23 protein-coding genes are annotated in these 25379 nt (G+C 72.7%); 13 read left to right on the top strand and 10 right to left on the bottom strand.

Going from position 1 to position 25379, the window contains the following annotated elements:
- Window positions 1-73: 73 nt before the first annotated feature.
- The gene (locus ABZ386_RS16455) at window positions 74-1051 is read right to left on the bottom strand and encodes an ArsA-related P-loop ATPase (RefSeq protein ID WP_351339548.1); all 978 of its coding nucleotides are present in this window, start codon (window positions 1049-1051) and stop codon (window positions 74-76) included.
- Between the two features lie 118 nt (window positions 1052-1169).
- Between ABZ386_RS16455 and ABZ386_RS16450 the strand changes: the two genes are divergently transcribed.
- The 4 genes from ABZ386_RS16450 to ABZ386_RS16435 all read left to right on the top strand — a co-directional run bounded on the left by ABZ386_RS16450 (window position 1170) and on the right by ABZ386_RS16435 (window position 3639).
- Entirely contained in the window at window positions 1170-1328 is a 159-nt protein-coding gene (locus ABZ386_RS16450) for a DUF4177 domain-containing protein (RefSeq protein ID WP_003991873.1), read from the top strand.
- Window positions 1328-1789 (top strand): RidA family protein, encoded by a 462-nt coding sequence (locus ABZ386_RS16445; RefSeq protein WP_351339552.1) that lies wholly within the window; start codon window positions 1328-1330, stop codon window positions 1787-1789. Before ABZ386_RS16450 ends, ABZ386_RS16445 begins: the two co-directional genes overlap by 1 nt.
- A gap of 144 nt (window positions 1790-1933) precedes the next feature.
- Window positions 1934-2812 (top strand): NUDIX hydrolase, encoded by an 879-nt coding sequence (locus tag ABZ386_RS16440; RefSeq protein WP_358964943.1) that lies wholly within the window; start codon window positions 1934-1936, stop codon window positions 2810-2812.
- Window positions 2809-3639, top strand: a complete 831-nt coding sequence (locus tag ABZ386_RS16435; protein ID WP_114254488.1) for an MBL fold metallo-hydrolase — start codon at window positions 2809-2811, stop codon at window positions 3637-3639. The genes ABZ386_RS16440 and ABZ386_RS16435 overlap by 4 nt, the downstream gene beginning before the upstream one ends.
- A gap of 6 nt (window positions 3640-3645) precedes the next feature.
- Here ABZ386_RS16435 and ABZ386_RS16430 read toward each other — a convergent pair whose 3' ends face one another.
- Entirely contained in the window at window positions 3646-4467 is an 822-nt protein-coding gene (locus ABZ386_RS16430) for a nucleotidyltransferase (protein WP_355715368.1), read from the bottom strand.
- A 228-nt stretch (window positions 4468-4695) separates the two neighbouring features.
- The gene (locus ABZ386_RS16425) at window positions 4696-5370 is read right to left on the bottom strand and encodes a Crp/Fnr family transcriptional regulator (RefSeq protein WP_031115987.1); all 675 of its coding nucleotides are present in this window, start codon (window positions 5368-5370) and stop codon (window positions 4696-4698) included.
- Between the two features lie 413 nt (window positions 5371-5783).
- On the opposite strand from ABZ386_RS16425, the gene nth reads away from it, so the two are divergent.
- The 3 genes from nth (at window position 5784) to ABZ386_RS16410 (ending at window position 8749) form a co-directional block, all read left to right on the top strand.
- Complete coding sequence (nth, locus tag ABZ386_RS16420; RefSeq protein ID WP_358964942.1) at window positions 5784-6725, top strand: endonuclease III; 942 nt, start codon at window positions 5784-5786, stop codon at window positions 6723-6725.
- Window positions 6726-6840: 115 nt separating this feature from the next.
- Window positions 6841-7536, top strand: a complete 696-nt coding sequence (locus ABZ386_RS16415; RefSeq protein ID WP_351339564.1) for a CoA pyrophosphatase — start codon at window positions 6841-6843, stop codon at window positions 7534-7536.
- Window positions 7537-7549: 13 nt separating this feature from the next.
- Window positions 7550-8749 carry a MarP family serine protease gene (locus tag ABZ386_RS16410; RefSeq protein ID WP_351339566.1) on the top strand — a complete coding sequence of 400 codons (1200 nt, stop codon included), beginning with the start codon at window positions 7550-7552 and terminating at the stop codon, window positions 8747-8749.
- 51 nt (window positions 8750-8800) lie between these two features.
- Here the strand turns inward: ABZ386_RS16410 and ABZ386_RS16405 are convergent, their stop codons facing one another.
- The 6 genes from ABZ386_RS16405 to ABZ386_RS16380 form a co-directional block, all read right to left on the bottom strand.
- The gene (locus tag ABZ386_RS16405) at window positions 8801-8983 is read right to left on the bottom strand and encodes a hypothetical protein (protein ID WP_114254492.1); all 183 of its coding nucleotides are present in this window, start codon (window positions 8981-8983) and stop codon (window positions 8801-8803) included.
- Between the two features lie 149 nt (window positions 8984-9132).
- The gene (locus ABZ386_RS16400; RefSeq protein WP_114254493.1) at window positions 9133-10071 is read right to left on the bottom strand and encodes an alpha/beta hydrolase; all 939 of its coding nucleotides are present in this window, start codon (window positions 10069-10071) and stop codon (window positions 9133-9135) included.
- Window positions 10068-10559 (bottom strand): phage holin family protein, encoded by a 492-nt coding sequence (locus ABZ386_RS16395; protein WP_351339569.1) that lies wholly within the window; start codon window positions 10557-10559, stop codon window positions 10068-10070. The genes ABZ386_RS16400 and ABZ386_RS16395 overlap by 4 nt, the downstream gene beginning before the upstream one ends.
- A 120-nt stretch (window positions 10560-10679) precedes the next feature.
- Window positions 10680-12116, bottom strand: a complete 1437-nt coding sequence (gene nhaA, locus ABZ386_RS16390; protein ID WP_356506476.1) for a Na+/H+ antiporter NhaA — start codon at window positions 12114-12116, stop codon at window positions 10680-10682.
- A gap of 200 nt (window positions 12117-12316) precedes the next feature.
- A complete protein-coding gene (acs, locus tag ABZ386_RS16385; protein ID WP_356525673.1) occupies window positions 12317-14272 on the bottom strand; it encodes an acetate--CoA ligase in 1956 nt (651 codons plus the stop codon).
- Window positions 14273-14776: 504 nt separating this feature from the next.
- Window positions 14777-17146: a SulP family inorganic anion transporter gene (locus ABZ386_RS16380; RefSeq protein ID WP_358964941.1), complete on the bottom strand. Its 2370-nt coding sequence runs from the start codon at window positions 17144-17146 to the stop codon at window positions 14777-14779.
- Between the two features lie 292 nt (window positions 17147-17438).
- Here ABZ386_RS16380 and ABZ386_RS16375 point away from each other — a divergent pair, with 292 nt between their 5' ends.
- Both ABZ386_RS16375 and ABZ386_RS16370 read left to right on the top strand, forming a co-directional pair.
- Window positions 17439-18704: a hypothetical protein gene (locus ABZ386_RS16375; RefSeq protein WP_358964940.1), complete on the top strand. Its 1266-nt coding sequence runs from the start codon at window positions 17439-17441 to the stop codon at window positions 18702-18704.
- An 89-nt stretch (window positions 18705-18793) separates the two neighbouring features.
- Window positions 18794-19618 (top strand): oxidoreductase, encoded by an 825-nt coding sequence (locus ABZ386_RS16370; protein ID WP_356504484.1) that lies wholly within the window; start codon window positions 18794-18796, stop codon window positions 19616-19618.
- A 332-nt stretch (window positions 19619-19950) separates the two neighbouring features.
- Here ABZ386_RS16370 and ABZ386_RS16365 read toward each other — a convergent pair whose 3' ends face one another.
- Entirely contained in the window at window positions 19951-20784 is an 834-nt protein-coding gene (locus ABZ386_RS16365) for an HAD-IB family hydrolase (protein WP_114254500.1), read from the bottom strand.
- A gap of 586 nt (window positions 20785-21370) precedes the next feature.
- On the opposite strand from ABZ386_RS16365, the gene ssd reads away from it, so the two are divergent.
- Genes ssd through ABZ386_RS16345 form a run of 4 tightly spaced genes read left to right on the top strand, consistent with a single transcriptional unit; the run spans window position 21371 to window position 25333 of the window.
- Window positions 21371-22474 carry a septum site-determining protein Ssd gene (gene ssd, locus ABZ386_RS16360; RefSeq protein WP_114254501.1) on the top strand — a complete coding sequence of 368 codons (1104 nt, stop codon included), beginning with the start codon at window positions 21371-21373 and terminating at the stop codon, window positions 22472-22474.
- The gene (locus ABZ386_RS16355) at window positions 22471-23679 is read left to right on the top strand and encodes a TadA family conjugal transfer-associated ATPase (RefSeq protein ID WP_351339590.1); all 1209 of its coding nucleotides are present in this window, start codon (window positions 22471-22473) and stop codon (window positions 23677-23679) included. The genes ssd and ABZ386_RS16355 overlap by 4 nt, the downstream gene beginning before the upstream one ends.
- Complete coding sequence (locus ABZ386_RS16350; protein ID WP_351339593.1) at window positions 23676-24548, top strand: type II secretion system F family protein; 873 nt, start codon at window positions 23676-23678, stop codon at window positions 24546-24548. The genes ABZ386_RS16355 and ABZ386_RS16350 overlap by 4 nt, the downstream gene beginning before the upstream one ends.
- On the top strand, window positions 24545-25333 hold the full coding sequence (locus ABZ386_RS16345; protein ID WP_351339596.1) for a type II secretion system F family protein: 789 nt from the start codon (window positions 24545-24547) through the stop codon (window positions 25331-25333). The genes ABZ386_RS16350 and ABZ386_RS16345 overlap by 4 nt, the downstream gene beginning before the upstream one ends.
- Window positions 25334-25379: the final 46 nt, after the last annotated feature.

Genomic DNA, 25379 nt, shown 5'->3' with positions numbered 1-25379 from the left:
GCCTGTGTGCCGGGCCGGAGCCCTGTGCCGGGCCGGAGCCCTGTGCTGGCTCGGAGCCCTGTGCGCGGCCGGCTCACGACACGCCCTGCTCGCGCAGCTCGCGGGCCAGCTCGTACAGCCCCGCCAGGTCCATGCCCTCGGCGAACAGCGGCAGTTCGTGCAGCGGCAGGCCCAGCTCGGTGAGGACCGCACGCTGCTCGTGCTCCAGCGCGTACCGCTCGGCGTACTCCTCGGCCTGGGTGAGCAGCGGGTCCACCAGCCGCTCCGCGTGCCCGCCGCGCCGCGCCCCGCCGAGCCCGGCGGACGACAGCGACCGCGCGACTGTGGAACGCGGGACCGTGCGTACGAGTTCCAGGTCGGCCGCGTCCAACACCTCCGGCCGCACCATGTTCACGATGATCCGCCCCACCGGCAGCCGCGCCGACCGCAGCTCGGCGATGCCGTCCACGGTCTCCTGGACGGGCATCTCCTCCAGCAGCGTCACCAGGTGCACGGCCGTCTCCGGCGACTTCAGCACCCGCATCACGGCCTGGGCCTGATTGTGTATGGGGCCGATCTTGGCGAGGCCCGCGACCTCGTCGTTGACGTTCAGGAAACGCGTGATGCGCCCCGTGGGCGGGGCGTCCATGACGACGTAGTCGTAGGCGAACCGCCCGTTCTTGTCCTTGCGGCGCACCGCCTCGCACGCCTTGCCGGTCAGGAGTACGTCCCTCAGACCGGGCGCGATGGTGGTGGCGAAGTCGATCGCGCCGAGCTTCTTCAGGGCCCGTCCGGCGCTGCCCAGCTTGTAGAACATCTGGAGGTAGTCCAGAAGGGCCAGTTCGGGGTCGATGGCGAGGGCGTACACCTCCCCGCCCCCTGGAGCGACGGCGATCTTCCGCTCCTCATAAGGCAGCGCTTCGGTCTCGAAGAGCTGCGCGATGCCCTGACGGCCCTCGACCTCGACGAGAAGCGTCCGCTTCCCCTCCGTGGCCAGGGCCAGCGCTAGGGCCGCGGCCACCGTGGTCTTGCCGGTACCGCCCTTGCCGCTGACGACCTGGAGCCTGCTCACGTATTCGAGCCTAACCAGTCCGCGCCCGGGCTACGCGGGAGGCTGTGGACAACCTGTGCCGGGGCCGGCCCCGGACCGCCGCCGTGACCCCGCTCGGACAGGGGCTAAAGTCGGCCGCATGACCAAGTGGGAATACGCAACCGTGCCGCTGCTCGTCCACGCCACGAAGCAGATTCTGGACACCTGGGGCGAGGACGGCTGGGAGCTCGTCCAGGTCGTGCCCGGGCCGAACAACCCCGAGCAGCTCGTGGCCTACCTGAAGCGGGAGAAGCAGTAGTGGGCGCCGTCGAGGCGAAGCTCGCCGAGCTGGGCCTGAGCCTGCCCGACGTCGTCCCGCCGCTCGCCGCCTACCAGCCGGCCGTGCAGTCCGGCCCGTACGTCTACACCGCCGGGCAGCTCCCCATGGTGGACGGCAAGCTTCCGGTCACCGGCAAGGTCGGTGCGGAGGTCACCCCGGAGGAGGCCAAGGCGCTGGCACGCACGTGTGCGCTGAACGCCCTGGCCGCCGTGAAGTCCGTCGCCGGTGACCTGGACCGCATCGCGCGCGTGGTGAAGGTCGTCGGCTTCGTGGCCTCGGCCTCGGACTTCACCGGCCAGCCCGCCGTGCTGAACGGCGCGAGCGAGCTGCTCGGCGAGGTCCTCGGCGACAAGGGCGTGCACGCGCGCAGTGCGGTCGGCGTGGCGGTGCTGCCGCTGGACGCGCCGGTGGAGGTCGAGATCCAGGTGGAGCTCGCGTAACACCTCCCCTCGCGCAACCCCTTCCCGGGGGCTCCAGCTGCTCCTTCCCGGGGACCCCAGCTGCCCCTTTCCGGGGGTCCCAGCTGCGGAATCCGTCCCCGGGGCCACTCGAACATCCGCCCGTCACGGGATAGCCTCGCGCCCATGGCGAACGGTCAGTGGTATCCCCCGGAGTGGCCGGACCGCATCCGCGCACTCGCGGCCGGCACCCTCACTCCGGTCACCCCCAGGCGCGCGGCGACCGTCATGCTCCTGAAGGACACCGGCTCCGGCCCCGTCGTCCACATGCTGCGCCGACGCGCCTCCATGGCCTTCGCCGGGGGCGCGTACGCGTATCCGGGCGGCGGCGTCGACCCGCGCGACGACGACCACCAGGTGCGCTGGGCGGGCCCCACGCGCGCGTGGTGGGCGGACCGGCTCGGCGTCGACGAGACGGCGGCCCAGGCGATCGTCTGCGCGGCCGTACGGGAGACGTACGAGGAGGCGGGCGTGCTGCTCGCCGGCCCGGCGCCCGACTCGGTCGTCGGCGACACCACCGGCGCCGACTGGGAGGCGGACCGTGCCGCCCTGGTCGCCCGGGACCTGTCCTTCGCGGAGTTCCTGGACCGCCGCGGCCTGGTCCTGCGCTCCGACCTGCTCGGCGCCTGGACCCGCTGGATCACCCCGGAGTTCGAGGCCCGCCGCTACGACACCTGGTTCTTCGTGGCCGCCCTCCCCGAGGGGCAGCGCACCCGCAACGCCTCCACGGAGGCGGACCGCACGGTGTGGATCGCCCCGGGCGATGCGGCGGCCGGGTACGACCGGGGCGAGTTGCTGATGATGCCGCCGACCATCGCGACCCTGCGGCAGCTGACGGCGTACGAGACGGCCGCCCAGGCGCTCGCCGCCGCCCCCGACCGGGACCTCACGCCCGTCCTGGCCACCGCCCGCCTGGTGGACGGCGAGATCGTGCTCTCCTGGCCGGGCCACGACGAGTTCACCAAGCACGTTCCGACCGCCCCTACCGGTGGAGCCGGCGCATGACGGACGCAGCAGCCCTTCCCGGCCAGCCCCGAGGCGGAGTCCTCTCGGGACCGGCCACCGCGCGGGCCGTCAACGTCCTGGCCCCCAACCCGTCGGCGATGACCCTGGACGGCACGAACACCTGGATCCTCTCCGAGCCCGACTCGGACCTGGCGGTGGTGGTCGACCCGGGGCCGCTGGACGAAGGGCACCTGCGGCATGTCGTCGCCACGGCCGAGCAGGCCGGCAAGCGTGTCGCCCTGACCCTGCTGACCCACGGTCACCCCGACCACGCGGCGGGCGCCGCCCGGTTCGCGGAACTGACCGGCACGCGCGTGCGTGCCCTCGACCCGGCGCTGCGGCTGGGCGACGAGGGCCTGGCCGCCGGGGCCGTGATCACCACCGGCGGCCTCGAACTGCGGGTCGTGGCGACGCCCGGCCACACCGCCGACTCGCTCTCCTTCCACCTCCCGGCGGACCAGGCGGTCCTGACGGGCGACACGATCCTGGGGCGCGGCACGACGGTCGTGGCCCACCCCGACGGCCGCCTCGGCGACTACCTGGACTCCCTGCGCCGCCTCAGGTCCCTCACGGTCGACGACGGCGTCCACACGGTCCTGCCGGGCCACGGCCCCGTCCTGGAGGACGCCCAGGGCGCCGTCGAGTACTACCTGGCCCACCGCGCCCACCGCCTCGCCCAGGTCGAGACAGCGGTCGAGGACGGCTACCGCACCCCCGCCGAGGTCGTAGCCCACGTCTACGCCGACGTGGACCGCTCCCTGTGGCCGGCGGCCGAGCTGTCGGTACGGGCACAGCTGGACTATCTGGAGGAGCACGGACTCATCTAGGAGCCCTCATGCGGGTCGGGGCGCTTTGACGCCGTGCACGCGCGCGTACTCGGCGGCGAGCCACGGTCCGAGGTCGTCGACGTACGACCGGAGCACGGCGGCGTCCCCCGTCGGCTCGCGCCCGAGGACGGCCGCTGCCCGCAGTTGCTCGGCGCGCTGCGGGTAGTACCCGGCGAACGCCTCCGCCATCTCCCGCAGGTCGCTGGTCCAGCCGTTCCAACGGGGCATGACGAGCGTGAAGCCGGTGCGGACGAGGTGCCGGGACATGAAACGGACGAGCGGACGGCGGGCCTCGGCCGTGTCGTCCGCCTCGGCGATCCGCCGGCGCCAGCCGGGCAGGAGCAGGTGCAGATCGCCGTTGGTCTCGCGGGCCAGCAGTGAGTCGGGTCGGTAGCGCGGCAGACGCGCCGCCAGGTCCTCGCCCAGCAGCGGGGTGCACAGGCAGGCGAGGAACCAGCCCAGGTCGTGCCGCTCCAGGTCGCTCAGCAGCCGCTCCCGGCTGTAGAGCAGCGTCCCGTGGCCGTCGATCTGGTCGAACTCCGCGTCCAGCGCCGCGCCGAGCGCACGGGCGTCGGCCCGGTCCGCTTCGGTCGGCTCCTCGCGCAGGGCGAGCAGCAGGTCGAGGTCACTGCGTCCCACGCGCGCGGTGCCGCGCGGAATCGACCCGTAGAGGTACGCGCTGTGCAGCCGCGCCCCGAACACGTCGGTCAGCCCGTCCCTGGTCGCGGCGACGACGGGGCGGAAGGCGCGGGGCACGCGCGCGAGGGAGCCCTCCCGGGCGATGAAGCCCCGCGCGTCGAGCCCGGGGCGGTGAACGGTTCCGGCCATGTGGTCACTGTGCCGTGAGAGGGCTCTCCGGCGCGGCTCTTTTTTCGGCGCCGGGCGGGACGGCCGGGCTGGCGCTCCTGTTCGCGGCCGGGCATGACGGCTGGGCAGGCGCTCCTGTTCGGCGCAGAGCCGGACGGCCGGGAAGGCGCCCTCCTGGTGCGGTGCCGTGCATGACGTCGGGCCCCGTCCCGTGAGGGACAGGGCCCGAAGACGTACGGCCGGGGCGCGTCAGCGCGAGCGCTTGGCGAGGCGCTCCACGTCCAGGAGGATCACCGCGCGGGCCTCCAGGCGCAGCCAGCCGCGCTGGGCGAAGTCCGCCAGGGCCTTGTTGACCGTCTCGCGGGACGCGCCGACCAGCTGGGCCAGTTCCTCCTGCGTGAGGTCGTGGACGACGTGGATGCCCTCCTCCGACTGCACGCCGAACCGGCGGGACAGGTCGAGCAGGGCGCGGGCGACGCGGCCCGGGACGTCCGAGAAGACGAGGTCGGACATCGCGTCGTTGGTCTTGCGCAGCCGGCGTGCGACGGCGCGCAGGAGCGCCGAGGCCACCTCCGGGCGGGCGTTCAGCCAGGGCTGGAGGTCGCCGTGGCCGAGGCCGAGCAGCTTCACCTCGGTCAGCGCCGTGGCGGTCGCCGTGCGCGGGCCCGGGTCGAACAGCGACAGCTCGCCGATGAGCTCGCCGGGGCCGACGACGGCGAGCATGTTCTCGCGGCCGTCGGGGGACGTGCGGTGGAGCTTGACCTTGCCCTCCGTGACCACGTACAGGCGGTCGCCGGGGTCGCCCTCGTGGAACAGTGAGTCACCGCGGGCGAGGGTCACCTCACTCATGGAGGCGCGGAGCTCCGCGGCCTGCTCGTCATCGAGCGCCGCGAAGAGCGGATTGCGCCGCAGAACGTCGTCCACGAGTTCTCTCCCTTTCGACCTGCTCAGGGGATCTTGCACCCCCGCGTACCAGGGGACCGTGGTGCCCATTTTGCCGGACGGTCCAAACAGTGTGATCTGTCACAAGGATGCCGCACAGGTGTCCCGGGGTACGCGGCAGGGGTCCAATTGGGCGCCGATCTTCAGGGGCCGGGGCGGATGTCGGTGGCTGGCCTTAGGCTGGCCGGGTGTCCAAATCGCCGGTGAGAGCACAGGCCGAGGGGGCTGCGCGGGTGGTTGTACGTCGGGATTCCGCTGTGGGCGAACAGAGCCCCGATGGCGGTAGGAAAACGGCGAAAGCGACAGGGGAGGCGACGGCCGCCGCTGCGAGGAAAGCCGGCTCCGCGAAGAAAGCGGCTTCTGCGAAAAAAGCGGCTTCCGCGAAGAAGGCGGCGGTGAAGAAGGGGGCCGTGAAGAAGGCGGCCGTGAAGAAGGCTCCCGCCGCCACGAAGGCGGCCGTGAAGAAGGCCCCCGCCGCCAAGAAGGTCACCGTCGCGCCCAAGAAGGCCACCGCCCGGGTCAAGGGCGCGGCCCCCGCCAAGGCCGTCGTCCACCCGCCGGGCGGCGAGTCGCGCACCGCCCTGGTCCGCCGCGCCCGCCGGATCAACCGCGAGCTCGCCGAGGTCTACCCGTACGCCCACCCCGAGCTGGACTTCGACAACCCCTTCCAGCTGGTGGTCGCCACGGTCCTGTCCGCCCAGACCACCGACCTGCGCGTCAACCAGACGACACCCGCGCTCTTCGCCAAGTACCCCACCCCCGAGGACCTCGCCGCCGCCAACCCGGAGGAGGTGGAGGAGATCCTCCGCCCCTGCGGCTTCTTCCGGGCCAAGACGAAGTCGGTCATAGGGCTGTCCAAGGCGCTGGTGGAGGACTTCGGCGGTGAGGTGCCCGGCCGGCTGGAGGACCTCGTCAAGCTGCCCGGCGTCGGCCGCAAGACCGCGTTCGTCGTGCTCGGCAACGCCTTCGGGCGCCCCGGCATCACCGTGGACACGCACTTCCAGCGCCTGGTGCGCCGCTGGCAGTGGACCGCCGAGACCGACCCCGACAAGATCGAGGCCGCCATCGGCGCGCTCTTCCCCAAGAGCGACTGGACGGATCTCTCGCACCACGTGATCTGGCACGGCCGCCGCATCTGCCACGCCCGCAAGCCCGCCTGCGGCGCCTGCCCGATCGCCCCGCTCTGCCCGGCGTACGGCGAGGGCGAGACCGACCCGGAGAAGGCGAAGAAGCTCCTCAAGTACGAGAAGGGCGGCTTCCCCGGCCAGCGCCTGAGGCCTCCGCAGGCCTACCTGGACGCGGGCGGCAAGCCGGCGCCGCCCCTGGGGGCCGGATGAGCCGCCCGAGCCGCCCGCACACCCCCGCAAGCCCCCCGTACAGGGGACTCCGGCCCCTCGCGGAACGATCTCGGGGCGGTCGTGCGTTGGAAGCGTCAGGACGACGGGGGTGGCGATGACGCGCGCGAGCGACACACAGGGCGGCCCGGTGACGGTGAGCAAGGAGGGCCTGCCCGCCTGGCTGGACCCGGTGGTGCACGCCGTGGAGACGGTCCGGCCGACGCAGCTGAGCCGCTTCCTGCCCCCCGAGGACGGCGCCGGCCGCCAGTCCGCCGTGCTGATCCTGTTCGGGGAGGGCGAGTACGGGCCGGAGCTGCTGCTCATGGAGCGAGCGAGTTCCCTGCGTTCGCACGCCGGGCAGCCCTCGTTCCCCGGCGGCGCCCTCGACCCGGAGGACGGCGACCCGAGGGGTGACGGACCGCTGCGGGCCGCCCTGCGCGAGGCGGAGGAGGAGACCGGCCTCGACCCCGCCGGCGTCCAGCTCTTCGGCGTCCTGCCCCGGCTGTACATCCCGGTGAGCGGCTTCGTCGTCACGCCGGTGCTCGGCTGGTGGCGCGAGCCCAGCCCGGTCGGGGTCGTCGATCCGAACGAAACCGCCAGGGTCTTCACGGTTCCCGTGGCGGATCTCACGGATCCCGCCAACAGAGCCACCACCATCCACCCCAGCGGTCACCAAGGACCGGCATTTCTGGTCAAATCAGCCCTTGTCTGGGGTTTCACCGCCGGAATCATCGACCGGCTGCTGCACTACGCGGGCTGGGAGCGGCCCTGGGACCGCGGGAAGCAGGTCCCGCTCGACTGGCGCGCATGACAGGGTGGCCTCCGTGAACGTGCTGGACATCTTGTTGCTGGTCGCCGCCGTGTGGTTCGCGGTCGTGGGGTACCGCCAGGGCTTCGTCGTCGGCATCCTGTCGGTGATCGGCTTCCTGGGCGGAGGCCTCGTCGCGGTCTACGCGCTGCCCGTCATCTGGGACGCGCTCACGGACAACGCGGAGGTGAGCACGACCGCCGCCGTCGTCGCGGTCGTCGTCGTCATCGTCTGCGCCTCCGTCGGCCAGGCCCTCACCACCCACCTCGGCAACAAGCTGCGCCGGCACATCACCTGGTCCCCGGCCCGGGCCCTCGACGCGACCGGCGGCGCGCTGGTCAACGTCGTGGCGATGCTCCTGGTCGCCTGGCTGATCGGCTCGGCCCTCGCGGGCACCACCCTGCCGACGCTCGGCAAGGAGGTCCGCAACTCCAAGGTGCTGCAGGGCGTCTCCCAGGCGCTGCCCGACCAGGCCGCCACCTGGTTCGCGGACTTCTCCTCCGTCCTCGCGCAGAACGGCTTCCCGCAGGTCTTCAGCCCGTTCTCCAACGAGCCGATCACCGACGTCCAGCCGCCCGACCCGGCCCTGGCCGACAGCCCGGTGGCGACCCGCGCCCAGCGCTCCATCGTCAAGGTCATGGGCACGGCCCCGAGCTGCGGCAAGGTCCTGGAGGGCACCGGCTTCGTCTTCGCCGACCGCCGCGTGATGACGAACGCGCACGTGGTGGGCGGTGTCGATGAGCCGACCGTGCAGATAGGCGGCGAGGGCAGGAAGTACGACGCCACGGTCGTGCTCTACGACTGGCGGCGCGACATCGCCGTACTGGACGTGCCGGACCTCAAGGCGCCCGTGCTGCGGTTCACCTCGAAGGACGCGGCCAGCGGCGACAACGCGATCGTCGCCGGCTTCCCGGAGAACGGGTCGTACGACGTGCGGGCCGCGCGCGTGCGGGGACGCATCACGGCCAACGGCCCGGACATCTACCACCGCGGCACGGTCCACCGCGACGTCTACTCCCTCTTCGCCACCGTCCGCCAGGGCAACTCCGGCGGCCCGCTGCTCACACCCGACGGCAAGGTCTACGGCGTGGTGTTCGCCAAGTCCCTCGACGACGCCGAGACGGGGTACGCGCTGACCGTGGACGAGATCCAGGAGGACATCACCAAGGGGCGCACCGCCAACCAGCAGGTGGGCAGCGACAGCTGCGCGCTCTAGGAGCGGCTCCGGGGAGGGGACGGCCCGCGCGTCACTCGCGCGGGTGACGCCTCAGTCGCGTGTGTGGCGCAGACGTACGGAGACCCAGCGGGCCCGGCGGCGGAGGATGCGCGGAATCCCTACCCTGGGGTCCGCCGCCGCCATCTGCGGTGCAGCGCCTCGCTGGTAGGAGTTCGCACCGCCCGCCGAGCGGCGATTGCGGCTTGCGTCACTGTAGTCGTGCGTCCAGCCCATACCCCGACGTGTGCCCCTGCCCCATGGTCGATAACCGCTCCCGGGGCGTCCAATTGGCCTATGCGCCGGGCAATTGGCCGTTCGTAGGACAAGCGTTCACGAGCGGGTACCGGGTGCGGTCACCCCGGTCACCGATCGGGATCATCCGGTCACCGATCAGGTTCGGGATCCCGCAGCCAGTTGATGAGCTCCGCGGAGAACGCGACCGGGTCCTCCTCGTGCGGGAAGTGGCCGAGGCCGTCGAACAGGCGCCAGCGGTACGGGGCTTCGACGTACTCGCCGGAGCCGGCCGCGCTGCGCGTGCGCATCACGGGATCGAGCGAGCCGTGCAGATGGAGGGTCGGCACGCGCACGGGCCGCTTCATCCGGCGGTTGAACTGGATGCCGTCCGGGCGGGCCAGGGAGCGCACCATCCAGCGGTACGGCTCGACCGCGCAGTGCGCCGCGGAGGGGATGCACATGGCGCGGCGGTAGTTCTCCAGCGCCTCGTCCTCCGGCGGGCGCGGCCCGGACCACTCCTGGATCAGCTCGGCCACGAGCGCCCCGTCGTCGGCGGTGAGCTGCCGCTCCGGGATCCAGGGCCGCTGGAACCCCCAGATGTGTGAACCGGCGCGGCTCTGCTTGACGTCTCTCAGCATGGCCGAGCGCCAGCGCCGTGGGTGCGGCATGGACGCGACCGCCAGCCGCCGCACCAGCTTGGGGCGCATCGCGGCGGCCGTCCACGCCAGGTATCCGCCCAGGTCGTGGCCGACGAGCGCGGCGTCCGGCTCGCCCAGCGAGCGGATGACCCCGGTGACGTCCAGCGCGAGGTTGGCGGGGTCGTAGCCGCGCGGCGTGCGGTCGCTGCCCCCGACGCCCCGCAGGTCCATGGCGACGGCCCGGAACCCGGCGTCGGCGAGCGCGACCAGCTGGTGCCGCCAGGTCCACCAGAACTGCGGGAAACCGTGCAGCAGCAGCACCAGCGGCCCGTCGCCCAGCTCGGCGATGTGGAAGCGGGCGCCGTTGGCGGCGACGTCGCGGTGGCTCCAGGGGCCGTCCAGGAGTACGGCCGAGGCCGGTTGTGCCGGGGGTGTGGCGGGGTCCGTCATGACGACGAGCGTGCCACAGCCTCGATGGCTTCGGGGACCCGGTCCTGGGTGGTGAGCTCCGGGCGCGGGTGCGGCTTGGCCTTCTGCAGGACGCCCGCGCTCTGCTTCATCGAGGCGGCGACCTTCTGCGGGCCCTTGCCCTTCTTGGCCTTCTTCGCGAAGACCACGCCGATCAGCGCGAGCACGAGCGCGACCAGCACGTTCGCCGCGAAGGACAGCAGGAAGCAGACCGCCAGGTTCCAGTCGCTCCAGGTGCGGATGCCGTACGCCAGCGCGAAGTTCAGCATCGGCAGGGAGAACAGCAGCACCGCGCCGGCCATCGAGAAGGCGCCGCCGCTGGTCGCGCCGCGCTTGACGTCCTGCTTGAGCTGCGCCTTCGCCAGCGCGATCTCGTCGTGCACCAGCGCCGACATTTCTGCCGTCGCCGAGGCGAACAGCTGGCCGATGCTGCGTTCGGCGCCGACCGGGCTGCCGTCGGGTGCGCTCATCGCGGTCTCCCTCTTCTGCGTACGGTCCGATTTCCGCGTCCTGTGCCTGACTCGCCGCAGTCGTCCGACTGCGGAGGGCCTGACTGCGTACGGTCCCGTCTTTTGTACCGTCTCGTCAGATCATGCCGGACCGTCGCGGTCATCGCCTGCCCCGCCCGGCACTTCGGCAAGCCCGTGGCGTGCCGCTGCCTTCTCCTGGGCGATGCGGCGGTGTTCGGCGGCCTTGCGCTCGTAGCGCTCCGCCAGGCGCAGGTGGTACGCCGGGTCGTCCTCCTCGTAGATGTCCGGGATGCCGTCGGCGTCCTCGTCGCGCTCCTCTTCCTCCCACAGGCGGCGGTACTTGGCGTTCCGGATCTTCAGCAGGACGGTCGCGAGGGTCGCCGCGATGAGCGAGCCGCACAGCACGGCGGCCTTGACCTCGTCGGTCATCACCTGGTCGCCCTCGAAGGCGAGTTCGCCGATGAGCAGGGAGACGGTGAAGCCGATGCCGGCGAGACTCGCCACCGCGAACACGTCCGCCCAGGCGAGGTCGTCGCTGAGCGACGCCCGGGTGAACCGGGCCGCCAGCCAGGTCCCGCCGAAGATACCGAGCACCTTGCCGACGACGAGTCCGAGGACGACACCGAGGGTCTCGGGCTGGGTGAACACGTCGGCGATCGCCCCGCCGGACACCGAGACGCCCGCGCTGAACAGCGCGAACAGCGGTACGGCCAGTCCCGCCGACAGGGGCCGTACGAGGTGCTCGATGCGCTCGCCGGGGGAGTGCGCCTCGCCCTCGTGGCGGTGGCAGCGCAGCATCAGACCCATCGCCACGCCCGCGATGGTGGCGTGGACGCCGCTGTTGTACATCAGCGCCCAGACCACCACCGCGAGCGGCACGTAGACGTACCAGCCGCGTACGCCCGTGCGCAGCAGCAGCCAGAAGACGACCAGGCCCGCCACGGCGCCGCCGAGCGCGGCGAAGTTCAGGTCGTCCGTGAAGAAGACGGCGATGATCAGGATCGCGAAGAGGTCGTCGACGACGGCGAGCGTGAGCAGGAAGGCGCGCAGCGCGCTCGGCAGGGACGTGCCGATCACGGCGAGCACGGCGAGGGCGAAGGCGATGTCGGTGGCGGTGGGCACGGCCCAGCCGGCCAGGGAGCCGCCGCCGGTGACGCTGGTGACGGTGTAGACGAGCGCCGGTACGGCCATCCCGCACAGCGCGGCGACGACCGGGAGCGCGGCGGCTTTGGGGTCGCGCAGATCACCCGCGACGAGTTCGCGCTTGAGTTCGATGCCGGCGACGAAGAAGAAGATCGCGAGCAGTCCGTCGGCGGCCCAGTGCGCGACCGACAGGTCGAGACCGAGGGCGGCGGGGCCGAAGTGGAAGTGGGAGACGCTCGCGTAGCTGTCGTGCAGCGCGGGGATGTTCGCCCACAGCAGCGCGATGACCGCGGCGGCGAGCAGCAGCACACCACCGACCGTCTCGGTGCGCAGCGCGTCCGCCACGTACGTCCGCTCGGGGAGGGAGAGCCGGTCGAGAACCTTGCGGGGTGTGGAGGGGCGGGGCGCGGTCACGGGGAGACCTCCGGTCGGTGGGCAGGGCTGAACGCTTGCCGACCAGACTTCCCGGCGCACCATGGAGCACTTGTTTTTCTTAGTTTATCTAACTTGTATGGGCCTGTGCATCCGTTGGTCCGCGCCACGGGCGCGGGAAGGGCACCCGGAGTGCCGAGTTCCGGGTGCCCTTCCTCCGCTCCGCTATGCCCGTGCCGTGATCAGTCCTCGCTGGGCGCGGCGGGCAGCTTGGCCTGGATGAGGTCCATGACCGTGGAGTCCGTCAGCGTGGTGACGTCACCGAGCTGGCGGTTCTCGGCGACGTCCCGCAGCAGCCGGCGCATGATCTTGCCGGAGCGGGTCTTGGGCAGCTCGGCCACCGGCAGGATCCGCTTCGGCTTGGCGATCGGGCCGAGCGCGCTGCCGACGTGGGCGCGCAACTCGTCGACCAGGGTCTCGGTCTCGGAGGCCGTGCCGCGCAGGATCACGAAGGCGACGATCGCCTGCCCGGTCGTCTCGTCCGCCGCGCCGACCACGGCCGCCTCGGCGACCGAGGGGTGGGAGACGAGCGCGGACTCGACCTCGGTGGTGGAGATGTTGTGCCCGGAGACGAGCATGACGTCGTCGACCCGGCCGAGCAGCCAGATGTCGCCGTCGTCGTCCTTCTTCGCGCCGTCACCGGCGAAGTACTTGCCCTCGAAGCGCGACCAGTACGTGTCGATGAAGCGCTGGTCGTCGCCCCAGATGGTGCGCAGCATCGACGGCCACGGCTCGGTCAGCACCAGGTAGCCGCCACCGCCGTTCGGCACCTCGTTGGCCTCGTCGTCGACGACCGTCGCGGAGATGCCGGGCAGCGGCGTCTGCGCGGAGCCGGGCTTGGTGGCGGTCACGCCCGGCAGCGGGGTGATCATCATCGCGCCGGTCTCGGTCTGCCACCAGGTGTCGACGATCGGGGTGCGGTCTCCGCCGATGTTCTTGCGGTACCAGATCCACGCCTCGGGGTTGATCGGCTCGCCCACCGAACCCAGCACGCGCAGGCTCGACAGGTCGAACTTGGCGGGGATGTCGTCGCCCCACTTCATGAACGTACGGATCGCCGTCGGCGCGGTGTAGAGGATCGTCACGCCGTACTTCTGGACGATCTCCCAGAAGCGGCCCTGGTGCGGGGTGTCGGGCGTGCCCTCGTACATGACCTGCGTCGCGCCGTTGGCCAGCGGGCCGTAGACGATGTACGAGTGGCCGGTGACCCAGCCGACGTCGGCCGTGCACCAGTACACGTCCGTCTCCGGCTTGAGGTCGAAGACGGCGTGGTGGGTGTAGGACGCCTGGGTGAGGTAGCCGCCGGAGGTGTGCAGGATGCCCTTCGGCTTACCCGTGGTGCCCGAGGTGTAGAGGATGAACAGCGGGTGCTCGGCGTTGAACGCCTGCGGGGTGTGCTCCGCGCTCTGGCGGCCCACCAGGTCGTGCCACCACACGTCGCGGCCCTCGGTGAAGGCGACCTCCTGGCCCGTGCGGCGCACGACCAGGACGTGCTCGACGTTGCCCGCCTTCTCCACCGCCTCGTCCACGGCCGGCTTGAGCGCGGACGGCTTGCCGCGCCGGTAGCCGCCGTCGGAGGTGATGACCACGCGCGCGTCGGCGTCCTGGATACGGGTGGCGAGCGCGTCCGAGGAGAAGCCGCCGAAGACGACCGAGTGGGCGGCGCCGATGCGGGCGCAGGCCAGCATCGCGATCGCCGTCTCGGGGATCATCGGCATGTAGACCGCGACCCGGTCCCCGGCCTGAACTCCCAGCTCCAGCAGGGCGTTGGCCGCCTTGGAGACCTCGTCCTTGAGCTCGGCGTAGGTGATCGCGCGGCTGTCGCCGGGCTCGCCCTCGAAGTGGATGGCGACCCGGTCGCCGTGCCCGGCCTCCACGTGCCGGTCGACGCAGTTGTAGGCGACGTTGAGTTCGCCGTCCTTGAACCACTTGGCGAACGGCGGGTTCGACCAGTCGAGCGTCTCGGTGGGCTCCTTGGCCCAGGTCAGCCGGCGGGCCTGCTCGGCCCAGAAGCCGAGCCTGTCAGCCTTGGCCTGTTCATACGCCTCCGCGGTGACGTTGGCGTTCGCGGCCAGGTCGGCGGGGGGTGCGAACCTGCGCTCTTCCTTGAGCAGGTTGGCCAGGCTTTCGTTGCTCACGGCATCTGCCTTTCCCAGGGTGTCCGTTGTGTCCCAGGCCACAGCTCATCAGACCCGGGGGTGCGCTGACAAGGGCCGACCGTCGATTGGTTTAGACCTGTCAGGCGGGGTCTTCGACGGCCGGGGTCATCCGTACCCACGGACGCCGACCAGGGAAAGTTCATATGTGTAACGCCGGTCACGTGACCTTCGGCGGGGCAGCGGGCCGAGGCGGGCGGCCGCCACCTGAGGGGTGGTGCGGGGCGGGGCGGTGCGGGGCAGTGCGAGCCGCTCGGTGCGGGACTGGGCCGGCGGCCGGGTGCGGGGGTGCCGACTGCCCGGGTGCAGGGCGGTGTCGGCGGCCGGTGAGGTGCGGCGGGGAGTGCCGGCGACCGGGTGCGGGGCCGTCGGCACTCCTCGGCGCCCGGGTGCGGGCCGCCGGCACTCCCCGGCCGCCCGGTGCGGGGCCGGCGCCCGGGTGCGCGGGCCCGTAGGTCCTGCCCCGCACCCGGGCGGGCGCCCGGCTCACGCCGTCAGGTCCGTCTCCCGTACGCGGTCGAACACGCCGACGCCGTCCGTCTCGGTGAGCAGGTACGACTCGGCCTCGCCCACGTGGAAGTACATGCCCTGGAGCACCAGGGAGCCCTCCGCCAGGGCCCGGGCCACCGCGTCGTGGGCGCGCAGGTGCTCCAACTGCTGGACCACGTTGGTCAGGCAGAGCTGCTCGACCACGTCCTTGGGCACCCGTCCGGCCAGGCTGCCCGACGGCCGGCTGTCGTCCGTCATGCGCTCCAGGCTCGGCAGCCCGTGCCGCAGCCACCGCTTCAGCGGCGTAGAGGCGCCGCCGGGCTCGGAGTTGAGCAGCGCCTGCATGGCGCCGCAGCCCGAGTGCCCGCACACCGTGATGGACCGCACGCGCAGCACCTCCACGGCGTACTCGATCGCGGCCGCCACCGAGTCGTCGCCGCTCTCCTCGCCCGGGAGCGGGACGAGGTTGCCCACGTTGCGCACGACGAACAGGTCGCCCGGACCACTGGAGGTGATCATCGATGTGACCAGTCGGGAGTCGGCGCAGGTCAGGAAGAGCTGCGAGGGCCGCTGTCCCTCCCGCGCCAGCCGGGCCAGCTCGCCGCGCACCAGGGGCGCGGTGTTGCGCTGGAAGGCGCTGATGCCACGCGCCAGTTCGTGCCCGTCGGTCCCGTCGGCGTCTGCCGGGTCCGGCTCGGGGCGGTCCGACCCGTCCGTGTCCCACTCGGAGGACGGTGCGGACTGCGGGCGTTCGCACTGGTGGTTGCGCCAGGCCGTCCAGGGCCGGCAACGGCAGTCGGCGACGGCCGTGGGTTCGGAGATGCGCGTGCCGGGGTGCCGGCCGGTGATCTCGACCGTGCCGCCCTGCGCGGTGTGCGTCTTCTGCCAGTCCTGCAGCGTCTCGTACGCCGCGTGGTCCATGAACGACCCGTCCAGCTCGACGACGGTGTCGGCACCGTGGGGCACGAGATGCAGGGCCCGGCTGAGCCGCGGCACCGCGAGGAACGTCAACTGTCCTCTGACGTGTACGTGATGGACTCCTTCCCTCTCTTCGTGCGTGATGCGTGTGCGGGTGAGGCGGTGCAGGGCGACGGCGACGGCCATGGCGATGCCCAGGGCGACGCCCTGGAGGACGCCCAGGGTCACCACGCCCAGGGTGGTGATGGCGTAGACCCACACCTCTCGGTGGCGCGTCACCGTGCGGATGTGGTTCAGGGACACCATCTGGATGCCGACGGACATCACCAGGGCGGCGAGCGAGGCGAGCGGGATGAGCTCCAGGATCGGGACCATCAGCAGTGTGGCGATCACTACGAGAACGCCGTGCAGCATCGTGGAGTTCCGGCTCACCGCTCCCGCGTTCACATTCGCCGTGGTCCGCACCGCGACACCGGCGATGGGCAGGCCGCCGAGCGAGCCGGAGACGATGTTCGCGGCACCCTGTCCGAGCAGCTCGCGGTCGAGGTCGGAGCGTCCGACCCCGGCGGGCAGGCCCGGGCGGCCGGCCACCAGCTTGTCCACCGCGACCGCGCCGAGCAGCGACTGCACGCTGCACACCAGCGTGGTGGTGAGCACGGCGGCGACCAGGCCGAGGACGGGACCCTCGGGCAGTCCGGCCAGCGCGTGGTTGCTCCAGGACGGCAGGTCGACCTTGGGCAGGCGCAGGCCGGCGAGGGCGGCGGCAGCGGTGGCTCCGGCGACGGCGATGAGAGCGGCCGGGATCTTGCGCAGCAGGCGCCCGGCCCGGCCGGGCAGTCTCGGCCAGAGCAGCAGCAGCGCCAGGGTCAGCGCGCTCACCGACACGGACGCGGGGCGCAGGTCCGCCAACTGGGCCGGCAGGGCTCTCAGGTTGTCGGGGACCGAACTCTGCGGTGTGCCGCCGAGCACGATGTGCAGCTGGGCGACGGCGATGGTGACGCCGATCCCGGCGAGCATGCCGTGCACGATGGCGGGACTGACGGCGAGGGCGCCACGGGCCACGCGCAGGCAGCCCAGGCCGAGTTGGGCCAGACCGGCGAGAACGGTGATGGCGCAGGTCGTCCGCCAGCCGTAGCGCTGGATGAGGTCGGCGGTGACGACGGTGAGTCCGGCGGCCGGTCCGCTCACCTGGAGCGGGGAGCCGCCGAGCCGCCCGGCGACGAGTCCGCCCACGGCGGCGGCGACGAGGCCGGCCTGGAGGGGTGCGCCGGTGGCGAGGGCGATGCCCAGGGACAGGGGCAGGGCGATCAGGAAGACCGCGATCGAAGCCGACACGTCGGCACCCGCGATACGGAAGCGGCGGGGGCCCGTCGGCGGCGGGCTGTGGGGTGGGTGGGTCCGCTCGGTCCGGTTCGGATCGGCGGCACGGGTGGGAACACAGGCTGACATGGTTTCCCGTCTCCTCCGGGGCTGCGCGGTCGCGTGACTGGGGTCCCGCTCGGGGCGGGTTCTGTCGCGGCCGTGGGTCACGGCGTAAATCGGCGGGATAAATCAACGCTCGGTAAACGGATCGTAATGCAGAGTAAAGGACGAGCATAGACTTTACGGGCAAATGGGTTAATAAATCACTCTGACGAGTGAAGTGGCTATTTGATCGGCTTGTCGTACTAATTCCTTCTCGGTCTCGTGCGAATTTGGCGGCGCTGTCGGCACCCGAGAGAAGGAAGAAGGTGGGCCGAACATGGCCGCCACCCACAGGATCGCCGCGGGCTCCGTGATCGCCGCGGTGTGTGCCGCGTCGCTCGCCGGTTGCGGGATCGGCACCTCCCGGCAAGGCACTCCCGAACCGTCCAAGGCGAAGCCCGCTCAGGCGCCGAAGAGCGCGGTCCGGCTGATCGGGGACGGCTCCACCGCCTACACCGGCGCCCAGCCCCGCCTGCCCCGGCCCGAGCGGCTGCGACCCGGCCAGAGGCCCCCGCAGTTCGTCGTCTTCTCCTGGGACGGCGCCGGCGAGGACAGCCAGAAGCTGTTCTCCCACTTCCGCAAGGTCGCCCGGGAGAACAACGCGACGATGACGTACTTCCTCAGCGGCGTGTACCTGCTGCCGGACGAGAAACGCGACCTGTACCGGCCCCCGCAGCACTCCCCGGGCCGTTCCGACATCGGCTTCAACGACCGCCGCGGCATCGCCGCCACCGTGGAGCAGCTGCGCCTGGCGTGGCTGGAGGGCAACGAGATCGGCACCCACTTCAACGGCCACTTCTGCGGCAGCGGCGGCGGCGTCGGCGAGTGGTCGGTGGAGGACTGGAAGGACGAGATCGCCCAGGCCAAGCAGTTCGTCAAGACCTGGCGGACCAACACGGGCCTGAAGCACGCGTCCCCGCTGCCCTTCGACTACGACAAGGAGCTCATCGGCGCCCGCACGCCCTGTCTCGAAGGCCAGCGGAACTTCCTGAAGGCGGCCCGGGAGCTGGGCTTCCGCTACGACACCAGCGGCGTCAACGACCAGGTCTGGCCACGCAAGAAGCAGGGCCTGTGGGACGTGTCCATGCAGCTCGTGCCGTTCCCCGGGCACTCGTACGAGCAGCTGACCATGGACTACAACTTCATGGTCAACCAGTCGGGCACCACCACCCAGGGCGACCCCGCCATGCACGATTTCTGGGGCGACCAGATGCGCGACGGCCTGCTCAAGGGCTTCCAGCGGGCCTACGACGGCAACCGTGCGCCCCTGATCATCGGCAACCACTTCGAGTCCTGGAACGGCGGCACCTACATGCGGGCCGTCGAGGAGGTCATCGAGACGGTGTGCACCAAGGAGGAGGTGCGCTGCGTCTCGTTCCGGCAGCTCGTGGACTGGCTGGACGCCCAGGACCCGCAGACGCTGGAGAAGCTGCGCACCCTGAAGGTCGGCGAGGCGCCGAAGGAGGGCTGGGAGGCCTTCCTGTCCGGCCGTCCCGCCCCGGCCCCGAAGGGCGTCCCCGGGTCTCCGGCGGCCCAGGGGTAGCCGCTCGGCGGTCGCCCTGTCGGGCACGCGCGCGTGAAGAAGGCCACTCCGCCGCGGGACGGGCCCCCGGGATGCGTAGGGTCGTACTCATGAGTACAGCAGGCGCGACCGCCGATCCGCTCGCGGCCCTGGGGGCACTGCCCGGAGTGGCCGATTCCGTGGAGTCCGTACGCAAGTCCGTGGACCGGGTCTACGGCCACCGGATCATGCGGCGGCGCAGCAACGCGATCACCTCCGAGGCGGCCCTGCGCGGCGCCCGCGGCTCGGCGGCCCTGTCCGGCGCGGACTGGGCCCTGGAGGAGGTGCGCCGCCGTTCGGACTTCAGCGGCGACGACGAGGCGCGCACCGTCGGCGCCTCGCTGCGGCTCACCGCCGAGGCGGGCCAGCTGCTGTCGATCTGGCGGCAGTCGCCCCTGCGGGTGCTGGCCCGGCTGCACCTGGTGGCGGCCGCGGCTCAGGCCGACCAGGTGGGGCGGCCCCGGCAGGAGGGCGAGGCGGTCGACGAGCCGCTGGTCCCGCTGCCGCTGCCGAGCGCGGCCGAGACGCACGGCCGGCTGGAGGGCCTGGCCGGGCTGATCATCGCGGGCGGCTCCGCGCCGGCGCTGGTGACGGCCGCCGTCGTGCACGGCGAACTGCTCGCACTGCGCCCGTTCACGTCCCACAACGGCCTGGTGGCGCGCACCGCCGAGCGCATTGTGCTGGTCGGCAGCGGACTGGACCCGAAGTCGGTCTGCCCGGCCGAGGTCGGCCACGCCGAGCTGGGCCGCGAGGCCTATCTGGAAGCCCTGGAGGGGTACGTCTCCGGCACCCCGGAGGGCGTGGCCGCCTGGATCGCCCACTGCGGCAGGGCGGTCGAACTGGGGGCGCGCGAGTCGACGGCGGTGTGCGAGGCGCTGCAGCGCGGAGCGGCCTGAGAGTCCTGTGGACAAGAGATGCGGCGGTACGAGTTCTCGTACCGCCGCTGGCATGAGCACCGGGTTACCAAGCGTCCTCGATATATGCCCATCAGGTCGGGAACTTTGCCCGTCACCTGGTGCGGCTGGCCCGTAATCGACGGGTCGACGTCGCGTGGGTGCCCGGTGTCCATGCTCGGTCCGTGGGGCCAAATGCGTTTTAAGGTGATCCTCTCGGATGTCCTTGGTCTCGCGGGCCGTTGAGTCCTTTGTACTCCTGACCCGAAGTAAGCGGAAGTCCAGACTGCACTTCTTTACTTTTGGGTTCAAATAGGACTTCGGGAAGCCCGAGGTCAGGCGACCGTGGCCCGGCGCCGGTTCGCGTACCAGACGAGGCCCGCGGTGGCCGCCGCGGCGCCTATCGCGGCGACCGCGACGAGCGCCGGACGCGGCGGCACGGAGAACGCGGGGATGCGCTGCTTGAGCCGGACCGGCCGGTGGAAGTCCAGGATCGGCCACCCGCGCGCGAGGGCCTCACGGCGCAGCGCGCGGTCCGGGTTCACGGCGTGGGGATGCCCGACGGACTCCAGCATCGGCACGTCGGTCGCCGAGTCGCTGTAGGCGTAGCAGCGGCTGAGGTCGTACCCCTCGGACTCGGCCAGTTCCCTGATGGCCTCGGCCTTGGTCGGGCCGTAGGCGTAGTACTCCACCTCACCGGTGAAGCAGCCGTCCTCGCCCACGACCATGCGGGTCGCCACCACGCGGTCCGCGCCGAGCAGCTCGCCGATCGGCTCGACCACCTCCGCGCCCGACGTGGACACGATCACGACGTCGCGGCCGGCGGTGTGGTGCTCCTCGATGAGGGAGGCGGCCTCGTCGTAGATGATCGGGTCGATCAGGTCGTGCAGGGTCTCGGCGACGATCTCCCTGACCTGCTGCACGTTCCAGCCGCGGCACAGCGCGGACAGGTACGCGCGCATCCGCTCCATCTGGTCGTGGTCGGCGCCGCCGGCCAGGAAGACGAACTGGGCATATGCGGTGCGCAGCACGGCCCTGCGGTTGATCAGACCGCCTTGGTAGAACGACTTGCTGAAGGTGAGCGTGCTCGACTTCGCAATGACGGTCTTGTCCAGGTCGAAGAAGGCCGCTGTGCGGGGCAAGGAGTGGTTTTCCACGCCCTTGAGCATAGGGGCAGCCCATTCGGCGTAAGGTGGGGCGCGTGGGTTTGCCTGAGAGGGCTCTCGGGTACACCATGGAAGTCACGGATCGTTCGCGACCGTGCTAACCCGGCCCGACTCCTCCCCCCCCGAGTCGGCCGTGGGGACGACCCCCGCTCTCCCCCCCGGCGGGGGTCGTCGCATGTCCGGGTGGGTTTTCTCCTTCTTCTCGCGGCCGGAGCGCCGCTCCCGAGGCGGCTTCGGCCGCCTCTTCTGCATGCCCATGATCCGTCACGCTGCGTAGCCGTCGGACTGCTCTGTGGAAGTCGCACAGAGGGCCTGCGGGCGTCACCGGTATGGGTGACGGCGATATTCACAACCCCCGGGGTGTCCACAGTTATCCACCAAGATCCACACGATTTCCGGGATCGCTGCACCGTGATTCCAGCGCACCCCGCTCGCGGCGAGTTCATGGCCGGTTCCGATTGCCGGGGGGCGTTCGGCCGGTTTCCGCCGGCCGTTCACAGGGAGGCCGCCTTGCCGGTTCTTCCCGTGTTCGGGAATCGCGTGGCCGCAGGGGCCGCGCGAGTCGAGCAGCGAAGGGGGATGGAGACCAGTGGCCGGAACCGTCACACACGATCCACCGCCGGCCGCCGGAGGGCGGCAGGGCGGACCGCTGATCGTCACCGAGGACAGCGAACTCCTCGACGACCTGCTGCGCCTGTGCGCGGCGGCGGGCGCCACACCCGAGGTGCACCACGGGGTGCCGGAGCGCAGAGGCAGCTGGGAGGCCGCACCGCTCGTCCTGGTGGGCGACGACGCCGCGCGGCGCGTGCGCGGGGCCGCGCGCAGAAGGGGAGTCATCCTCGTCGGCCGGGACCAGGACGACTCGGGCGTGTGGCGGCGTGCCGTGGAGATCGGCGCCGAGCACGTGCTGATGCTGCCCGACGGCGAACAGTGGCTGGTCGACCGGATCGCCGACGTGGCCGAGGGCGTCGGCCGGCCCGCTCTGACCGTGGGCGTGATCGGCGGCCGGGGCGGGGCCGGAGCGTCCACGCTCGCCTGCGCCCTCGCCGTCACCTCCGCGCGTGAGGGGTTGCGCACACTCCTGGTGGACGCCGATCCGCTCGGTGGCGGACTCGACGTACTCCTCGGCGGTGAGACGGCCGAGGGGCTGCGGTGGCCGGCGTTCGCCTCCTCGCGCGGCCGGGTCGGCGGGGGCGCCCTGGAGGAGTCGCTGCCCGAGCTGCACTCGCTGCGGGTGCTCAGCTGGGACCGGGGCGACCGGATCGCGGTCCCTCCCCAGGCGGTGCGCGCGGTGCTGGCGGCGGCCCGGCGCCGGGGCGGCACGGTCGTGGTGGACCTGCCGCGCCGGATCGACGACGGGGTCGCCGAGGTGCTCGGCCAGCTGGACGTCGGCCTGCTGGTGGTGCCCGCCGAGCTGCGGGCCGTGGCGGCCGCCGGGCGGGTGGCGTCCGCCGTGGGCATGGTCCTGCGGGACCTGCGGGTGGCGGTGCGCGGGCCGTATCCGCCGGGGCTCGACGACCGTGAGGTGGCCCGGCTGCTCGGGCTGCCGCTGGCCGGTGAGGTGCCGCTGGAGCCGGGGCTGCTGCGCCCTGACGAGGGCACGGCACCGCCGGGTGCCGCCGGGCGGGGACCGCTCGCCCGGTTCTGCAAGGAGTTCTGGGAGCGGGCGCTCGTCGAGGCGGGTACGGCATGAGCACCCTGGCCGGACCGGAGGGCGCGGAGCTGCTCGACGGGGTGCGGCGGTGGCTGGCCGAGAGCGGTGGCGAGCCGACCCCCGCGCGCGTGGCGCAGGCCCTGCGCGAACAGGGGCGGGTGCTCGGGGACGCCGAAGTCCTGGGCGCCGCCGCTCGGTTGCGGTCGGAGCTGGTCGGCAGCGGGCCGCTGGAGCCGCTGCTCGCCGATCCGTCGGTGACCGACGTGCTGGTGTCCGCCCCGGACCGGGTCTGGGTGGACCGGGGCGGCGGACTGGAGCTGACGGCGGTGCGTTTCGCGGACGCGGCGGCCGTACGACGGCTCGCCCAGCGCCTCGCCGCGGTGGCGGGACGCCGTCTTGACGACGCCCGCCCGTGGGTCGATGCCCGGTTGCCCGACGGGACCCGGCTGCACGCGGTGCTGCCACCGGTGGCGGTGGGCTGCGCCTGCCTGTCGCTGCGCGTCGTGCGGCCGCGTGCCTTCACGCTCGGCGAGCTGGTCGCGGCGGGCACGGTGCCGCCGGGCGGGGACCGCGTGCTGCGCGCGCTGCTCGACGCCCGGCTGTCGTTCCTCGTCAGCGGCGGCACGGGCAGCGGCAAGACGACGCTGCTGAGTGCCCTGCTGGGGCTGGTCGGGCCGGAGGAGCGGATCGTCCTCGCCGAGGACTCGGCGGAACTCCGGCCGGACCATCCGCACGTGGTGCGGCTGGAGACCAGACCCGCCAACCAGGAGGGGGCGGGCCTGGTCACCCTCGAGGACCTGGTGCGCCAGGCGCTGCGGATGCGGCCGGACCGGCTGGTGGTGGGCGAGGTGCGCGGGCCCGAAGTGGTCCATCTGCTGGCCGCGTTGAACACCGGCCACGAGGGCGGCTGCGGGACCGTGCACGCCAACGCAGCCGCCGATGTGCCGGCCCGGCTGGAGGCGCTCGGCACGGCCGCCGGGCTCGACCGGGCCGCGCTGCACAGCCAGCTGGCGGCCGCCCTCGCCGTGGTGCTGCACCTCGTGCGCGACCGGTCCGGGCGACGTCGGATCGCGGAGGTGCACGTGCTGGAGCGGGGTCCGTCGGGGCTGGTGCGGACGGTGCCCGCGCTGCGCTGGGGAGCCGAGGCGTTCGTGCGGGAGCGGGGCTGGGAGCGGCTGCGGGGGCTGCTCCGGGGAGACGGAACGGGGCCGTGTGAGGCCGGGACGAAGGAGGGCGAGGCATGACGGGGGCGGCTGAGCTGTCGATGGGTGCGGCTGTGGCGTGCATGGGGGCGGCGGTCTGGCTGATGGGCGAGCGGCACTCGGCGGCGCGGCGGGCGCGGTTGCTGCTCGCGGGCGGCGGGGCAGTCGGGAGCGGGCCGCCCGGGTGGCGGCGCACGACCGATGGGGTGCGGCGCGTCCGCGGTCGCTTGCGGCCCGAGTGGTGGGCGCCGGTGGCCGGTCTGGTGCTGGCCGTGCTCGGGGCGTCGCTGCTGCCGGTCGTCCTGGGGGCGGCCGGGGTGCCGCTGCTGCGGCGGGTCCGGCGGGCCGCCCGGGCGCGGCGGGACCGGGAGCGCCGGGCCGACGCGGTGATCGCGCTGTGCGGGGCCCTCGCCGGGGAGGTACGGGCCGGACGCCAGCCGGGTGAGGCGCTGCTGCGGGCCGCGCGGGACTGCGGCGGACTCGCGGACGCGCAGGCGACGGTACTGGCGGCGGCGCGGTTCGGCGGCGACGTGCCCGACGCGCTCGCGACGGCGGCTCGGCAACCGGGCGCCGAGGGGCTGCGGGGACTCGCGGCGTGCTGGCGGGTGGCCGTGGACCAGGGCGCGGGGCTCGCGGCCGGCCTCGACCGGCTCGCCGCCGCCCTGCGCGCCGAACGGGACCAACGGTGCGACCTGCGCGCCCAGTTGGCGGGAGCCCGGGCCACGGCGGTGATGCTCGCCGGGCTGCCGGCCCTGGGACTCCTGATCGGCGGCGCACTCGGCGCCGATCCCCTCCATGTCCTGCTGCACACCCCGGCGGGCCTGGGCTGTCTGGTCGCCGGCGGTGTGCTGGAGGGCCTGGGGGTGTGGTGGGTGCTGCGGATCGTGCGGGGCGCGGAGGCGGCGACATGAGCGGAGAAGTTGTCCACAGGCTGGGGGTGGCCGTGGGGATCGTGTCGGCCCTCATCTGGTCGGTGCGGTGGCTGGTGGACACGCGGCGCCGACGGCGGATACGGCGGCGGCTGGCCGAGCTGCAGGTCCGGGAAGCACCTGCTCCTGTCCCGCGCCTCGCCCTGCGCGGGGCCGCGCGGAGATGGCTGGCGCCCGTGGGTGTGGCGTGTGCCGGGTGGGCCCTGGTCGGCGGACTCACCGGTGTCGCCGTGGGGCTGGCCGGCGCGGTGGGCATGTGGCGGTGGCGGCTGCGGCAGGAGGCGTCCGGCGGGGACGCGCGGGCGCCCGACCTCGCCGGGGCGGCCCGGCAACTGCCCCTCGCCGCCGACCTGCTGGCCGCCTGCATCGCGGCGGGCGCCGGTCCGGTGATCGCGGCACAGGCGGTCGGCGAGGCCCTGGGCGGCCCGGTGGGGGACGCGCTGGCCCGCGGTGCGGCGGAGGTACGGCTGGGCGGTGAACCGGGGGCGGCCTGGCGCCGGTTGGCCGCCGTCCCGGACGCCGGAGGGCTGGCCCGGCTGCTCGAACGGGCCGATGTGTCCGGGCTGCCGGCCGCCGCGCCGGTGGCGCGGCTCGCCGCTGAGGCCCGTGCCGACTGGGGCCGCGCCGCGACGGCCCGGGCCCGCCGAGCGGGGGTCATGGTCAGCGCGCCGGTCGGGCTCTGTTTTCTGCCCGCGTTCGTCGCGGTCGGCGTGCTGCCCGTGGTGATCGGGCTCGCGGGCGGCGTGCTGGGAGGGGGTGGCGGCTGACGCGGAGACGAAACGACAGCAAGCGATGTGAGAACAAAGAAAGTTC

The sequence above is a fragment of the Streptomyces sp. NPDC006140 genome, from assembly GCF_040628815.1.
In the GTDB taxonomy this organism is placed as follows: Bacteria; Actinomycetota; Actinomycetes; order Streptomycetales; family Streptomycetaceae; genus Streptomyces.
The sequence above is the reverse complement of the archived record's forward strand: the minus strand, read 5'-3'. Positions and strand labels throughout refer to the sequence as shown.

What these genes read in the sequence shown, in the direction of transcription:
- ABZ386_RS16450 (WP_003991873.1), top strand. Translation starts at nt 1,170, where the DNA reads ATGACCAAGTGGGAATACGCAACCGTGCCGCTGCTCGTCCACGCCACG.
- ABZ386_RS16440 (WP_358964943.1), top strand. Translation starts at nt 1,934, where the DNA reads ATGGCGAACGGTCAGTGGTATCCCCCGGAGTGGCCGGACCGCATCCGC.
- ABZ386_RS16435 (WP_114254488.1), top strand. Translation starts at nt 2,809, where the DNA reads ATGACGGACGCAGCAGCCCTTCCCGGCCAGCCCCGAGGCGGAGTCCTC.
- ABZ386_RS16430 (WP_355715368.1), bottom strand. Translation starts at nt 4,467, where the DNA reads ATGGCCGGAACCGTTCACCGCCCCGGGCTCGACGCGCGGGGCTTCATC.
- ABZ386_RS16415 (WP_351339564.1), top strand. Translation starts at nt 6,841, where the DNA reads ATGACGCGCGCGAGCGACACACAGGGCGGCCCGGTGACGGTGAGCAAG.
- ABZ386_RS16405 (WP_114254492.1), bottom strand. Translation starts at nt 8,983, where the DNA reads ATGGGCTGGACGCACGACTACAGTGACGCAAGCCGCAATCGCCGCTCG.
- ABZ386_RS16400 (WP_114254493.1), bottom strand. Translation starts at nt 10,071, where the DNA reads ATGACGGACCCCGCCACACCCCCGGCACAACCGGCCTCGGCCGTACTC.
- ABZ386_RS16395 (WP_351339569.1), bottom strand. Translation starts at nt 10,559, where the DNA reads ATGAGCGCACCCGACGGCAGCCCGGTCGGCGCCGAACGCAGCATCGGC.
- ABZ386_RS16380 (WP_358964941.1), bottom strand. Translation starts at nt 17,146, where the DNA reads ATGTCAGCCTGTGTTCCCACCCGTGCCGCCGATCCGAACCGGACCGAG.
- ABZ386_RS16375 (WP_358964940.1), top strand. Translation starts at nt 17,439, where the DNA reads ATGGCCGCCACCCACAGGATCGCCGCGGGCTCCGTGATCGCCGCGGTG.
- ABZ386_RS16370 (WP_356504484.1), top strand. Translation starts at nt 18,794, where the DNA reads ATGAGTACAGCAGGCGCGACCGCCGATCCGCTCGCGGCCCTGGGGGCA.
- ABZ386_RS16365 (WP_114254500.1), bottom strand. Translation starts at nt 20,784, where the DNA reads ATGCTCAAGGGCGTGGAAAACCACTCCTTGCCCCGCACAGCGGCCTTC.
- ABZ386_RS16355 (WP_351339590.1), top strand. Translation starts at nt 22,471, where the DNA reads ATGAGCACCCTGGCCGGACCGGAGGGCGCGGAGCTGCTCGACGGGGTG.
- ABZ386_RS16350 (WP_351339593.1), top strand. Translation starts at nt 23,676, where the DNA reads ATGACGGGGGCGGCTGAGCTGTCGATGGGTGCGGCTGTGGCGTGCATG.
- ABZ386_RS16345 (WP_351339596.1), top strand. Translation starts at nt 24,545, where the DNA reads ATGAGCGGAGAAGTTGTCCACAGGCTGGGGGTGGCCGTGGGGATCGTG.